The organism is Mycolicibacterium parafortuitum, from assembly GCF_002086815.1.
GTDB lineage: Bacteria > Actinomycetota > Actinomycetes > Mycobacteriales > Mycobacteriaceae > Mycobacterium > Mycobacterium parafortuitum.
Map to the genome: position 1 here is coordinate 22,580 of NZ_MVID01000035.1, position 13,656 is coordinate 36,235.

General features: G+C 67.8%; 13 protein-coding genes. 3 read left to right on the forward strand and 10 right to left on the reverse strand.

Annotated elements, in window-relative coordinates:
- The first annotated feature begins 51 nt into the window (after positions 1 to 51).
- Positions 52 to 1,386 carry an ammonium transporter gene (locus BST38_RS26225; RefSeq protein ID WP_083146430.1) on the forward strand — a complete coding sequence of 445 codons (1,335 nt, stop codon included), beginning with the start codon at positions 52 to 54 and terminating at the stop codon, positions 1,384 to 1,386.
- Entirely contained in the window at positions 1,387 to 1,605 is a 219-nt protein-coding gene (locus BST38_RS26230; protein ID WP_083146431.1) for a hypothetical protein, read from the forward strand.
- Positions 1,606 to 1,775: 170 nt separating this feature from the next.
- Here the strand turns inward: BST38_RS26230 and BST38_RS26235 are convergent, their stop codons facing one another.
- The 3 genes from BST38_RS26235 to BST38_RS26245 are packed head-to-tail and all read right to left on the reverse strand — an operon-like array spanning position 1,776 to position 4,248.
- Positions 1,776 to 2,753 (reverse strand): heme-dependent oxidative N-demethylase family protein, encoded by a 978-nt coding sequence (locus BST38_RS26235; protein WP_083146432.1) that lies wholly within the window; start codon positions 2,751 to 2,753, stop codon positions 1,776 to 1,778.
- Positions 2,750 to 3,712 carry a PDR/VanB family oxidoreductase gene (locus BST38_RS26240; RefSeq protein WP_083146433.1) on the reverse strand — a complete coding sequence of 321 codons (963 nt, stop codon included), beginning with the start codon at positions 3,710 to 3,712 and terminating at the stop codon, positions 2,750 to 2,752. The genes BST38_RS26235 and BST38_RS26240 overlap by 4 nt, the downstream gene beginning before the upstream one ends.
- A complete protein-coding gene (locus BST38_RS26245) occupies positions 3,709 to 4,248 on the reverse strand; it encodes a dimethylamine monooxygenase subunit DmmA family protein (RefSeq protein ID WP_083146435.1) in 540 nt (179 codons plus the stop codon). Before BST38_RS26245 ends, BST38_RS26240 begins: the two co-directional genes overlap by 4 nt.
- Positions 4,249 to 4,375: 127 nt before the next feature.
- Between BST38_RS26245 and BST38_RS26250 the strand changes: the two genes are divergently transcribed.
- Positions 4,376 to 5,542 carry an FAD-dependent oxidoreductase gene (locus tag BST38_RS26250; RefSeq protein ID WP_083146437.1) on the forward strand — a complete coding sequence of 389 codons (1,167 nt, stop codon included), beginning with the start codon at positions 4,376 to 4,378 and terminating at the stop codon, positions 5,540 to 5,542.
- 8 nt (positions 5,543 to 5,550) lie between these two features.
- Here BST38_RS26250 and BST38_RS26255 read toward each other — a convergent pair whose 3' ends face one another.
- The 7 genes from BST38_RS26255 to BST38_RS26285 form a co-directional block, all read right to left on the reverse strand.
- Complete coding sequence (locus BST38_RS26255) at positions 5,551 to 6,060, reverse strand: transglycosylase family protein (RefSeq protein WP_083146440.1); 510 nt, start codon at positions 6,058 to 6,060, stop codon at positions 5,551 to 5,553.
- A 197-nt stretch (positions 6,061 to 6,257) separates the two neighbouring features.
- The gene (locus BST38_RS26260; RefSeq protein WP_181792060.1) at positions 6,258 to 6,575 is read right to left on the reverse strand and encodes a transglycosylase family protein; all 318 of its coding nucleotides are present in this window, start codon (positions 6,573 to 6,575) and stop codon (positions 6,258 to 6,260) included.
- Positions 6,576 to 7,575: 1,000 nt separating this feature from the next.
- Positions 7,576 to 8,181, reverse strand: a complete 606-nt coding sequence (gene mobA / locus BST38_RS26265; RefSeq protein WP_083146446.1) for a molybdenum cofactor guanylyltransferase — start codon at positions 8,179 to 8,181, stop codon at positions 7,576 to 7,578.
- 44 nt (positions 8,182 to 8,225) lie between these two features.
- Complete coding sequence (locus BST38_RS26270; RefSeq protein ID WP_083146449.1) at positions 8,226 to 9,308, reverse strand: 2-oxoacid:ferredoxin oxidoreductase subunit beta; 1,083 nt, start codon at positions 9,306 to 9,308, stop codon at positions 8,226 to 8,228.
- Complete coding sequence (locus BST38_RS26275; protein WP_083146452.1) at positions 9,305 to 11,245, reverse strand: 2-oxoacid:acceptor oxidoreductase subunit alpha; 1,941 nt, start codon at positions 11,243 to 11,245, stop codon at positions 9,305 to 9,307. Before BST38_RS26275 ends, BST38_RS26270 begins: the two co-directional genes overlap by 4 nt.
- A gap of 372 nt (positions 11,246 to 11,617) precedes the next feature.
- Positions 11,618 to 12,436 (reverse strand): PfkB family carbohydrate kinase, encoded by an 819-nt coding sequence (locus BST38_RS26280; protein WP_083146489.1) that lies wholly within the window; start codon positions 12,434 to 12,436, stop codon positions 11,618 to 11,620.
- Positions 12,437 to 12,578: 142 nt separating this feature from the next.
- The gene (locus tag BST38_RS26285; RefSeq protein ID WP_083146455.1) at positions 12,579 to 13,589 is read right to left on the reverse strand and encodes a LacI family DNA-binding transcriptional regulator; all 1,011 of its coding nucleotides are present in this window, start codon (positions 13,587 to 13,589) and stop codon (positions 12,579 to 12,581) included.
- Positions 13,590 to 13,656 lie beyond the last annotated feature (67 nt).

The following is a 13,656-nucleotide window of genomic DNA, read 5'->3' on the forward strand; positions in this document are numbered from 1 at the left end:
TAAACGCGGCGACTCGGGGCACGTCATTCAACCCACACGGCGGAGGTCCCTTTGACACCTGAAGTGGAGGACGCACTCGCAACGATGGCGTCCGTCAACAATGAATTCTTCTACTGGATGTCCATCGCGCTGATGATGCTCATCCACGCGGGATTCCTCGCCTACGAAGTGGGCGCCTCGCGATCGAAGAACGTTCTGGCGACGGCCATGAAGAACCTGCTTGCGTTCGCCACCATCGTGGCGTCGTTCTTCTTCGTCGGCTGGTTCCTCTACAACGCGATGCCCAGCGGCTTCATCGAGTTCAACGATGCGGCCAAGGCGGCATTGCCGTGGAGCGACAACATGGGCCCGAACACCGCGGACTCGGGCAGCGGGATCTTCTGGGGGGCGTTCGCGCTCTTCGCGGCCACCACCGGGTCGATCATGTCCGGCGCTGTGCTGGAACGGATCCGGACGAGCGGCTTCCTGGTGCTGACAGTCCTGGTCGGCTCGGTGACCTGGATCATCGGCGCCGCGTGGGGCTGGCACGGTGCCGGCTGGATGCTCACCAAGCTCGGCTTCCACGACGTGGGTGCGGCCGGCTGCGTGCACATGATCGCCGGGTTCGCCGCGCTGGGCATCCTGATCAACCTCGGTCCGCGCATCGGCCGCTTCCGCGCCGACGGCACCGCCGTGACGATCCGGCCGCACAACCTGCCGCTGACGATGCTCGGCCTGTTCCTGATCTTCACCGGGTTCTTCGGCTTCCTGATGGGCTGTGTCATCTACGGCGCCGACGGCTACGCGACGATCTACGCGAGCCCGACGACGTTGAGCGCGTTCGCATTCAACACCCTGATGGCCCTGGCCGGCGGCATCATCGGCGCCTACCTGACGTCTCGCGGTGAACCGTTCTGGACCATCTCGGGCGGCCTGGCCGGCGTCATCGGCTGCGCCTCCGGTCTGGACCTCTACCACCCGGCCCTGACGTTCATCCTGGGCCTGGGCGCGGGCGCGCTGATCCCGTACATCGGCAAGCTGCTGGAGAAGTTCAAGATCGACGACGTGGTCGGCGCGTTCTCCGTCCACGGCGGCATCGGCCTGTACTCGGTGCTGATGGCCGGGGTGTTCCTGTCCGGCTACCCGAATACCGACGGCAACCCGTCGATCACGCTCTGGGGCCAGGCCGTCGGGGCGCTGGTGTTCGCCGCGCTCGGCTTCTTCCCGACGTACTTCCTGTCGCTGCTGCTGAAGAAGGTTGGGCTGCTGCGCATCCCGAAGGAGGTCGAGGAGCAGGGTCTGGACCTCAGCGAGGTGCCCGCGACCCCGTACCCCGAAGGTATCCCGGTGACGGTGATGCCCGTCAACGGCGGCAAGGCACTGGTCGGCACGATGGAGGTGAAGTAAGTGTTCAGTCCTATCGACAGTTATGACGTGCCCGGAGTGGTGTTCACGTTCGGCGGCTTCTCCGTCGGCGTGTGGCTGAGCTTCATCGTCGCGGTCCTGCTGTTCGTCGGGTTCTTCGTGCGGATGATCCAGCACGAGAACAAGGCGTACAAGGCGATCATCGAGCACAAGCCGGTGGAGCCGGGACCGGCCGCGGAGGGAGAACCGACACCGTACTGAGTCCCGCAGGGGAACGTCTCGACAAAAGGGGAACTACGGAATCGCCCGGATCCGAAAGGATCCGGGCGATTTCGCGTCCCCGGTCAGGCGCCGATCGCACGCCGAATGCACGGTTTCTGTCGGATTCAGGTGGGCGATCCGGTCAGAAACCGTGCATTCGGTGCGGGGTGTCAGCCCGCGTTCTGAAGCCAGGCCACCGCGCGGTCGCGGTAGGCGATGATGCCCTTGTAATCGGCCATGTCGTCGGGAAGGTCGGCGAGCACCGCCGCGGCGCGCACGCGCCACGGCTCATAGGCCGCCAGATCGGCCAGCGGCAGCATGTAGGTGCGGATCAGGAAGCAGATCGATCCCGACTCGGGCAGCCGGATCAGGTGCTGCACCTCGACCCGCAGGTGTACCCGGCGCCCGAACTCCTCGTCGGACACGGACTGGATCAGGGTGCGGTCGGGACCCCACTCGTGATAGCGCTCGGTCGACACGTCGAGACGCCGGTCGATGGTCAGGGTCCAGTTGGTCCGCCGGTAGGTCTCGCCGGGTTGTAGCCGCATCAGGAACTCACGGGCGCGGGTGATCACGCCGGTCTGGCGCAGCCGTGGGACCGGACCGTGGATCTCCAGAAAGGTCATCCCCACGTCGAACCCGAACGACCAGTCGGCCGCGAAGGTCACCACCCCGGCGTCGCCGAACAGATCGCCGTCGCGCTGGTCGAGCAGCACGATGTCCTCCTGTACCTGGCCGCCGATGTAGGCGAGCGGCTCGGCAGGCAGGGTCGACTCGTCCCCCAATACGAAATCCTGGGTGATGCCGAGACGGTCGTTGCACCATCGCCAGCCCGCCCCGGTGCGCTGCAGCGACATCGTGTCCGGGTAGGCGGTGGCCATCTCGCGCATCAGGGTCATCATCGCGTCCCAGCACGCCGTCCTCATATGGGGCAGCACGGCGTACCGGGTCGGATCGGCGGCGAGAATCGCTGCGCGCTCGGCGAGTTCGGCTTCGTATTCGCTGTCGACGTCGACCACCCGCTCGCCCCAGCGTCCCGCCGGGGTGGGGACCGTCGCGCCCGCGGGCTCGACGTTGGTGGTGTAGCGGTAGCTGTCCGCGGCGAACGGGAACGGGAACGTTTCGATCAGGTCCGGTGCCGAGATCACAGCGCCACCTCCAGGGTCTGGTCGGCGCAGCCGCGTGACACACACGCCATCAGCGAGTCCGCCGCTTTCTTGTCGTCGTCGGTCAGATACAGGTCGCGGTGCGTGATCGCGCCGCCGCCGGCCACCGGGATCCGGCATTCGCCGCACACGCCCCGGCGGCAGAGGTTCGGGATGTCGAATCCGCGGCGCTCCAGCGCCTCCAGCAGTGAGACACCGGGTTCGACGGTGAACCTCTCCCCCGTCGAGCGCACCTGGACGGAGAACGGCTCGCCGGGATCGAGGGCGTCCGAACCGAAGTGCTCGACGTGGATTCGGCTCGCCGGCCAGCCCAGCGCCGTGGCGGTGACGCCGACGAACTCGATGAACGCGGGCGGTCCGCACACGTAGAGATGGGTGCCGAGGGGCTGCGCGGCGAGGGCGGCCGAGATCTCGGTCGCGAACGGTGCGCGCCGGGTGTGGATCGACGCGTACTCGGTCAGTTCGCGGACCGTGTCGACGTAGGCGCCCCGCCCCGGCCGGTGGATGTAGTACAGCCGGGCGTCGCGGCCCCACAGTTTCGCGCTGCGCAGATGCGAAACCATCGGGGTGATGCCGATCCCGGCCGCCACCAACAGATGTCGGCGCGCGCGCAGCACCGGGGCGAACGCACTGCGCGGCGGACGCGCGATCACGGTGTCCCCGACCGCGAGTTCGTCGTGGATCCACTGCGATCCGCTGGCCGCGCCCGCGAGTTGGTCCGCCCGGCGCAGCACCGAGATCACGTAGCGCTCCGGTGCGACCCCGTCCCCGGTCAGCGAGTAGGCGTTGGCCGGCCGGCCCGTCGTCTCGCACTCGACGACGATGTGGCTGCCCGGGGTGAACGACGGCAGCGGGGCGCCGTCGACGTGGGTCAGCGTCAGGGTGCGAATACCGTCGATCGAATCGTCGACCGCGGCGACGGTGAGCTTCAACGCGGTCACGAGGCCACCTCTTCGGCGTCGATCATGAAGCCGAGGTGAGCGCCCTGTCGCCGCGAGACATGGTAGTACACAACGAGATTGCGGCCACAGCCCGCGCACGGTACGACGTCCTCCAGTTCGGCCCGCACCGACGTGACGGCGCGGCAGTGCACGCACTGCACAGTGCGCAACCCGACGTCGGTGGACGCGACGGTGATCTCGTCGTCGGCGATGCCGAGTTCGAGCGCCGCGGCGCGCACCCGTAGACAGGCGTTCGCCGGGCCGGCCAGCATCAGTCGCCAGCCGACTCGGGCGCCGGCCACGTCGGCGGCCAGCGCGGCGCACGCCGCGTCCGCGTCGTGTTCGGCGACCCGGTGGATCCTCAACCCGGATTCGCGTCCGGCAGCGTAGATCTCGTCGCTCCAGTCGCGGACCACCTCGTCACCGTCCGCCCCGAAGGCGACGACGGTCCAGTACCGTCCGGACGTGTCGGCCCGGGGTCGGGTCGCGGTCACGGCCCACGGGGGCACACTTGTGAGCTCGAGAGCAGGTCTCATACGGCAATGACACCTTTCGGGTACACCACAGGTTGACAGGGTTGCCCTTCAGGAAACCAGCCTCGCGTTTCGGCAATGTGACTGTGCTGTCTCGGCCAGTTGACGCGTGCCCCGATAAGGTCGCGGCATGTCAGCGCACATCTCGGTGATCGGCGCCGGCATCGCCGGATTGTCGGCCGCCGTCGCGTTGCGGCGCGCGGGCCATGAGGTCTCGGTGATCGAACAACGTGCCGAGGTCGGTTCCGGGTCCGGCATCAGCCTGTGGCCCAACGCGCTGGCCGCACTCGATGCGATCGGGCTGGGCGACGCCGTGCGCCAGGCCGGCGGGCGGGTCACCGCGGGCGCGATCCGCTGGCGGGACGGCACCTGGGTGCGCCGCCCCTCGGCGCAGCGCATCGTCGACGCCCTCGGTGAGCCACTCGTGGTGGTCCGTCGGTCGACGCTGACCGACATCCTGCGGGACGCGCTCCCGGTCAGCGCGGTGCACGCGGGCGTCGCGGTGACCGCGGTGGCCGCGACCGAGTCCTCGGCACGGATCACACTGGCGGACGGCCGGGTCCGCGAGGCGGATGCGGTGGTCGGCGCCGACGGCGTCAACTCCGTCGTCGCCCGCACGCTGAACGGACCGCTGCGCACCCGCTATGTCGGCTACACGGCGTGGCGCGGCGTCGCGGCGTGCCCGCTGGACCCGGATCTGGGCGGCGAGACGCTGGCACCGGGCACCCAGGTGGGCCATGTGCCGTTGGGCACCAGCCACACCTACTGGTTCGCGACGGAGCGCACACCGGAGGGGTCGACATCTCCGGGCGGTGAGCACGCGTATCTGACGGCCAAACTCGCCGGCTGGGCCGAGCCGATCCCGCGGTTGGTCGCGGCCACCGATCCGGCCGATCTGTTACGCAACGATCTGTACGACCGCGGCCAGGCGACCCACTGGTCGCGGGGTCGGGCGGTGCTGATCGGCGACGCGGCCCACCCGATGCGGCCGCATCTCGGCCAGGGCGGCTGTCAGGCCCTCGAGGACGCGGCGATCCTGGCCCGGTTCGTGGACCTGACGCCCGATCTCGCGACGGCGTTCCACCGGTTCGGCGCGTACCGCAAGGGCCGGGTCCGGCGGCTGGTGCGGGAGGCGGAGCTGATCGGGCGGGTGCTGAACTTTCGCCCAGCCGCGCTCGGCGGCCTGGCCAGCCGGGCGACGGCGTTGATCCCGGAACGCGTGGTCACATCCCATCTGACCGGGATCGCAGCCGGCTCGGCCTTCGTCCTACCGACGCCGGCCGATCTGGGGGGCTGACCGCCTGGTCAGCGCGCGGCGCGCGGGGTGAACAGCGCGGTGCACATCTTGCGCAGGTCGACGATGCCGCCGAATACGGAGGTCGGCATCGTGGCGCAGCCGTTGGCCTTGCCGGGCGCGGTGGCCGGGACGACCGCGGGCATCTGCGTCGGCGCCTGGTTGCCCCACACCTGAGCAGCCATCCCCTTGGCGCCGCACTTCGGCCACGCCTTGAGTCCCTGGGTGCGCAGAACGTTCTCGGCGACGCGAATCTGCTCGTGGCGCGGGGCGGTGGCCGGGTTCCCGGCGCCACCGTTGGCCGACCAGGTCGTTTGCTTGAACTGCAGACCGCCGTAGTGGCCGTTGCCGGTGTTGATGGCCCAGTTCCCGCCCGACTCGCACTGCGCGATCGCGTCCCAGTTGACGGAATCGGCGTGAGCGGTGGCAGTGGTGCCGTCCATCGCCATCGGCACGACGGCGAGCGCTCCGGAGATCGCGGCGGCCATCAGGCCCTTGCTGACAATCTTGCGAACGTTCATCTTTGCGGTCCTTCCCCGACCTTGACCTTGCGGCTACCCGAACTGTCGAGTGAGGCACGTCACCTGTTACCGAAGAGATGAAAGTTTTAGTAGTTACTTATCTGACGTAAGAGGCCTCTGAGGAGCTTGGTCCTGAAGACGACAAAGGCGGTGCCGACCATGGTCGGCACCGCCTTTTCGACGAGGTGTGGCTGCGGTCAGCCGCGGCCACCGCAGGTCGGCCACGCGCCGATGCCCTGCGACTGCAGCACGTTGTTGGCCACCCGGATCTGCTCTTCCCGGCTCGCGTTGTGCGGCGAGCCGCTGCCGCCGTTGGCCTGCCAGGTGCTCATCGTGAACTGCAGGCCACCGTAGTAACCGTTACCGGTGTTGATGGCCCAGTTACCGCCCGATTCACAGGCCGCCACGGCGTCCCAGTCGACGTTCGCGTTCGCGGTGCCTGCCAGCGCCAGGGGCGCGACGGCGAGCGCGCCGGCGATGGTGGCCAGCCCGAAAGTCTTGCGGATGTTCTTCAACTTCTGTCCTTTCGCCGAGCGCGCGCCACCGACACCCGCGAGACACGGCGGTGTCACACGGGCGTGATGCCTGCAGGGCAGGCCGGGGTGGTCGGATCGTGCCGTCTCGGTCAGGCACAACAGGGGAGGTCGCATCGGACCTCACCGGGTTGGTGAACCCGGCAGCCACAGCAAGCCGGTCCGGCTTCCGGGCTCCACTCACACGCTGGTTAGTGGTTTTGAGTTATTTGCTCCCGAAGAAGCTCCATTGGACCGTACAAACCGATTCACCCAAAGTCATCTCGATCAGGAACAGGTCGCGGACAGATAACGGATTGATCACGACCCGGGCTAGCCGACGTCCACGCAGGTCAACGATCGGTTCCGCCGGCCGCGTCCGGCGGCTCGCCACCAAACCGAAAGTGAGCCAAATCACCGGCATTTTGTGAGCTGGACCACCGCAAAACACTTGTTCACCGGGCCGTTTGCACGAAAAAGCCTGCCCGCCTGCAATTGACGACGATTCCACATGGGCAGGGCAACTCACCGGTTCGCCGGCATGGACGTCCCGCCGATTCGCCAGACCCAGCCGATGACGTTCTCTCCAAAGAGATTTCACCTTGAGCCCTGTTCGCCGAGGTCGATCCCGGCGCCATCGGATGCAAAAATGTTGCAGGGCAACGCTTATGGCCGAACCTGCCAGTACTTCCCCGCCACCGATACCGCATTTCCCGCCGGTCCGCCGACCCCGCCGCAATAGTGGCGAATTGGACGGAATCCACTATTTCGACGCCTGACGAATCGACTCGAAGTCGGCCGAACAGGCGCTCTTTCCGACATTACGTCCGCGAAATCACTTCGTGCACATGGGGACTCGCCCGCCGACGAAACGGTGACTGTCCACCGTCTGCCGTACGAACCGACGAACTCGCATCTTATTACGGGAGAAATTCGGAATTTAAATGGCGGAGAATACTCCCCACGACAATGGCGATTGCGACGCGCCGGAATGGCGAATTTGCTAGGCCAATCGGGGCGGGCGGATGGCCTCCAGGTCCTCCGTGGTGTTGACGTTCGCGAGCGCGGGCTGCTCAGGGAGCACGATCCGCTGGGTGTCCACGGAGTCGACCAGCGCCCGCATACTGCGGGCACCGGTCTTGAGCAGATCCGACACGACGTCGTGCAGTGCGGTCCGGTAGATACCTGCCAGGTAGTGGTCGCGCCCGTCCCACGGCAGCACGACGTCCGCGTCGAGCCGTTCGGCCGGGGCCGCGAGGATGTCGATCAGATCCGGGGTCAGCGCGGGCATGTCCACGGCGCTGACGAACGCGTGCCGGCGGCCGGCCTCGGCGGCGGCACGCAGCCCCCTCCCGGTGGCCAGCAGAGGCCCCACTCCGAGAACCTCGTCCCGCAGCACCACGGCGTCGAGGTCGGGAAGCGCCTGGCCGGGGGCCGCGATCACGAACACCGGATCGCAGCGGGCGCGCAGCACCGACACCACCCGCTCGACCATCGTGGTCGGGGAACCCGAGGGCTCGTCGACCACCAATGTGGCCTTGTCGCGGCCCATCCGCCGCGACGCACCACCAGCGAGGACAACACCAGCCAACGACAGCGACGACGTCACACCGCGACGTTAGCGCAGCGGTCGTCGACCGTCAGCCGGTCGGATCAGTCGACGGTCCAGGTGTCCTTGCCGCGCAGCAGAGCCTGCAGCGCCGCGGTGTCATGCGCCTTGGCCTCACGGGCCGACGCGATCTGCTGACGCGCCGCGTCGTCGTAGGTCGGCTTGCTGACCTTCCGGAAGATGCCCATGACCATGTGGTCGAGGTTCTGCTCCGACAGCCGCGACAGCGCGAACGCGTACGCCGGGTCCTCCAGCGTCGCGTCGTGCACGACGATGTCGGCGGCCGACACGTCGGCGGTCTTGGCGACCTCCAGCCCGTAGCCGGACTTGATCACGCAGTACTCACCGTCGGTGCCGAACGTAATCGGCTCGCCGTGGGCGAGGTTGATCAACCGCTCCTCGGCGCCTTCTTTGCGCAGCGCGTCGAAGGAGCCGTCGTTGAAGATCGGGCAGTCCTGCATGATCTCGACCAGCGCCGCACCGCGGTGCTCGGCGGCGCCGCGCAACACCTCGGTCAGGCCCTTGCGGTCCGAGTCCAGCGCACGGCCGACGAACGTCGCCTCCGCACCCAGGGCCAGAGACACCGGGTTGAACGGGTAGTCCAGCGAGCCCATCGGGGTCGACTTGGTGACCTTGCCGGTCTCCGAGGTCGGCGAGTACTGCCCCTTGGTCAGACCATAGATCCGGTTGTTGAACAGCAGGATCGTGATGTTGATATTGCGGCGCAGCGCGTGGATCAGGTGGTTGCCGCCGATCGAGAGCGCATCGCCGTCACCGGTGACCACCCAGACCGACAGATCCTCGCGGGCCAGCGCCAGGCCGGTCGCGATGGTCGGCGCACGGCCGTGGATCGAGTGGAACCCGTAGGTCTCCAGGTAGTACGGGAACCGGCTGGAGCAGCCGATGCCGCTGACAAACGCGATGTTCTCGCGCCGCAGACCCAGCTCGGGCAGGAAGTTGCGGATGGTGTTGAGGATGACGTAGTCACCGCAACCCGGGCACCAGCGGACCTCCTGGTCGCTGGTGAAATCCTTGCCCTTCTGCGGGACGTCGGTCTTGGGCACCAGGCTGGTCTTCGTCAGCGCGCCCGGCGTCAGTCCGAGGTCAGTGCCTACGAGGTCAGTCATGCGCTCACTCCCACACTCTCCACGGTGGCCGCGGCCAACCGGGCGAACTTGGCCTTCTCGATTTCCTTGTCGCCGAGCGTTCCATCCAGCGCCGAGTCGATGATGCCCTCGACCTCGTCGGCCAGGAACGCCATCCCCTCCACCTTGGTCACCGACTGGATGTCGATCAGGTACTTGCCGCGCAGCAGCAGCGCGAGCTGGCCGAGGTTCATCTCAGGGACGACCACCTTGGCGTACTTGTTGAGCACGTCGCCGAGGTTGGCCGGGAACGGGTTCAGGTGCCGCAGCTGGGCGTGGGCGACCTTGATGCCCTTGCGCCGGGCGCGGCGGCAGGCCTCGCCGATCGGGCCGTAACTGGAGCCCCAGCCGAGCATCAGCAGTTCCGCGTCGCCGGTCGGATCGTCGACCTCGAGGTCGGGAACCTTGATCCCGGCGATCTTCTCCTGACGCAGCCGGACCATCAGGTCGTGATTCTTCGGCTCGTAGGAGATGTTGCCCGAGCCGTTGGCCGACTCCAGGCCGCCGATGCGGTGCGCGAGACCCGGGGTGCCGGGAACGGCGAACTGACGGGCCAGCGTCTCGGGATCGCGGGCGTAGGGCTGGAACGGCTCACCCTCCTTGGCGAAGGTGTGCTCGATCGGCTCGTACGTCGAGATGTCCGGGATGGCCCACGGCTCCGAGCCGTTCGCGATCGCGCCGTCGGACAGGATCATCACCGGGGTGTGGTAGTCGATCGCGATCCGAGCGGCCTCGACCGCGATGTCGAAGCAGTCCGACGGCGAGCGCGGCGCCAGCAGCGCCACCGGGGATTCGCCGTTGCGGCCGAACATCGCCTGCAGCAGGTCGGCCTGCTCGGTTTTGGTCGGCAGACCGGTGGACGGGCCGCCGCGCTGGACGTCGATGACGATCAGCGGCAGCTCGGTCATCACGGCCAGGCCGATGGCTTCGGACTTCAGCGAGATGCCGGGACCCGAGGTGCTGGTGACACCGAGCGCGCCGCCGTAGGAGGCGCCGATCGCGGCACCGATACCGGCGATCTCGTCCTCGGCCTGGAACGTCATCACATTGAAGTTCTTGTGCTTGGACAGCTCGTGGAGGATGTCCGACGCGGGCGTGATCGGGTAGGTCCCGAGCACCAGCTGCAGGTTGGACAGCTGACCGGCGGCGACGAGGCCGTACGCGAGCGCGGTGTTGCCGGAGATCTGCCGGTATTCGCCGGTCTTGAGCTTCGCCGGCGCGACCTCGTAGGTGGTCGCGAACGCCTCGGTGGTCTCACCGAAGTTCCATCCGGCCTTCAGCGCGAGGACGTTGGCCTCGGCGACGTCGGGCTTGCGGGCGAACTTCTCCCGGATGAAGGCCTCGCTGTGCGCGAGCTCGCGGCCGTACATCCACGACAGCAGTCCGAGCGCGAACATGTTCTTGGCGCGCTGACCGTCCTTCTTGGTCGCGCCGATCTCCTCGACGGCGCCGAGCGTCAGCGTCGTCATCGGCACTGCCTGCACGACGTAGTCGGACAGTTCGTCGCTCTCCAGCGGGTTGGAGTCGTAACCGACCTTGGCGAGGTTGCGCTTGGTGAACTCGTCGGAGTTCGCGATGATCAGGCCGCCGCGGGGCAGGTCGGAGACATTGGCCTTCAGCGCGGCCGGGTTCATCGCGACGAGCACGTCGGGCCGGTCACCGGCGGTCAGGATGTCGTAGTCGGCGATCTGGATCTGGAACGACGAGACGCCCGGCAGGGTGCCCTGGGGCGCCCGGATCTCCGCCGGGTAGTTCGGTTGGGTGGCAAGGTCATTGCCGAACAGCGCGGCTTCAGAGGTGAAGCGGTCGCCGGTCAGCTGCATACCGTCACCGGAGTCACCGGCGAACCGGATGACGACCTTCTCCAGCTTCTGCCGGGGGGCGGTGCCGTTAGCGGAGTCACTGCCGTTTGAACTCACGACCCTGCCTCTCAACGTCTCGTCAGGCCGCACATCTCCGCGTCGCAACTCGGCTGCATTGCCGGCTCAGCCGGCGGCTGCATCGCCGACTCAGCCGGCGGCCGCGAAGTGCACGTCGCTCCGATACGAAATGGCTACCCAAATGTTTCTGTCACTGGGAGTACCGATTATTGCACTTCTCTTAGGCTAACCAGAAAAGGACTCACGGGTTACCGCCAAGTAAAGCTGGAAGGTATACCCAGCTCAACACGTCCCCGCCGGGAAACAGCGCGCGTTTTTGTGGTTTTCGTCACGTTCAGGAGAATGGCATTCTCTAAGACTGGGGTTACCGGTCGGTAGCCCCCAGCAAGCACCGCAAGCACCGGGTGCGGCTCAGAGCGGAACGGACCCGACGCGGCGCTTGTCGAGTTCGGAGGCGACGAGCTTGCTCGCCTGTTCGGCAGCGCGCCGGGGATCGGCGCCGGCTGCCCGATTGGCCACATAGCTCGCGGTGAACATGTCACCGGCGCCGGTGGTCTGCACGTCGAGCACCCGCCACGCCGCGGGAACGTGGATGACGCCGCCCTCGGTATAGATGTGGCAGCCCTCGGAGCCGTAGGTCACCACGATCTCCGGAACCCCGAGCCGCTCGGCGGCCTCGGCGTCGAACGGGCCGTCGGCCACCACGACGGCCTCGTCCTCGGCCAGCTTCAGGACGTCGAGGTGGGTCAGCAGATCGGCGGAGAAGTGCCGGTCCTCCACGAGCGGACCGCGCCGGTCGGCGCGCACGAGGCCCTGACCGTCGTAGGCGACGCGGTGCCCGCGCGCGGACAGCAGCGCCAGCGTCTCGGCCGGGAAATCCGTGCGCAGCAGCGGCGCGAGGTGCACCCAGGTGGTGTCCGGATCGGCGGCCTCGATCTCGGCGGCACCCCAGACCGGCCCGATCTCGTCGACGGCCATGTGGCGGTGGTCGATGTCGTCGTAGTCGAGGTGGAACGCGCTGGTGCGATCGGCGGGAAGGACCTGGATCATGTCGCCGAACCGCTGGCACAGCGCATCGAACAGTGCGTGGTCGGCCTCGGCGCCCATCGCGACGATGCGGCCCGCACCTCCGGAGGCCTCCAGGGCGGTGCCGGCGAACGACGCGCATCCGCCCGGGCTCGCCGGGCCGCCGTTGATGATGTCGATGGCCAGGTTCCCCAGGATGGTCACACCGTTGACGAGGTCTCGCGGCACCGATTGATCTCCTGGCATTTTGTCGGCGCTCAAGACACCGTGGGACACCAAATGGTAACGAGGGGTGCTGCGATTCGGCGATTCGGCCGTTGTGGGGTGTCACGCTGTGGGGTGTCACTCAGTAGTGCACCGGCAGGTTGTAGGGCGTGACGACCTGGATGGGTACCGGCCTGGCCGGCTCCACCGGCAGCGCACCCCGCTCCTGCAGGATCAGCCGCAACGCCAGCCGCGCGTCGGCCCGAAGATCGTTGTGCAGAACCGCCGAGATGCGCCCCTCCCGCAACAGCCGGCGATTGTCCGCGTCGAGGTCGTGGGCCACGAACACGCGACACTTGCGCCCGAGCGTGTCGAATGCCGCGACGGTCGCGACGTTGCCGCCGCCGACGGAGTAGACCGCCTCGACTCCGGGATTGGCCTCCAGCGCGTCGAGGACCAGCCGCTCCTGCGTCGCGTCGATCCCGTCGGCGTCGCTGACCTCGACCACGGGACGCCCGGAGCCGCGCAGCGCCGACCGGAACCCGACCTCGCGCTCCCCTTCCCCACGAAACACCGTGCGGCTCAGCGTGATCAGCACACCGGACGGATTCTCGCCGAGCCACTGCTCAACCAGGTAGGCCGCGGTCACGCCGGCACCGTGGTTGTCGATTCCGACATAGCCGCAGCGGGCGCTGGCCGGCACGTCGGTGGTGTAGGTGACCACCGGGATCCCGGACTCGACGAGGCGGTCGATCGCCTCGGCCACCTCGGGTTCGTCCTGCGCTTTCAGCACCACGCCGTGACTGCCGCGCAACCGCGCCAGCGTGTCCACCATCTGGGCGGTGGTGCCGGACTCCCACAGATGAAACCGCGCGCGCACCATCGCCGGCGCGAACGCGGGCAGTTCGGCCTCGACGGCCGCGCGGAACGCATCCGAGAACCGCCGCGGCGTCTGCATCACGACGTCGATCAGGTAGCGACGGCCGTTCAGCCGCAGCTGTGCGCGCTGCTTGTCCAGGTCGGCGATCGCCTGGTTGACCTCGGCGACGGTGCTCTCCCGAACCCCGGGCCGCCGGTGCAGCACGCGGTCGACGGTCGCCTCGCTGAGACCGGCCTGCTGCGCGATCTCACGCACTTTGTAGCGGTGCGGCACCGTCGGCCCCCTGGTTCTCCCGCGAGTTCTCCCCGCGAGCAGACGCAAACTCGCACACATTGGCCCC

Bases quoted from the DNA above. Each gene is read 5' to 3' on its own strand.
- BST38_RS26270 (WP_083146449.1), bottom strand. From the start codon at position 9,308: ATGACTGACCTCGTAGGCACTGACCTCGGACTGACGCCGGGCGCGCTG.
- BST38_RS26245 (WP_083146435.1), bottom strand. From the start codon at position 4,248: ATGAGACCTGCTCTCGAGCTCACAAGTGTGCCCCCGTGGGCCGTGACC.
- BST38_RS26250 (WP_083146437.1), top strand. From the start codon at position 4,376: ATGTCAGCGCACATCTCGGTGATCGGCGCCGGCATCGCCGGATTGTCG.
- BST38_RS26255 (WP_083146440.1), bottom strand. From the start codon at position 6,060: ATGAACGTTCGCAAGATTGTCAGCAAGGGCCTGATGGCCGCCGCGATC.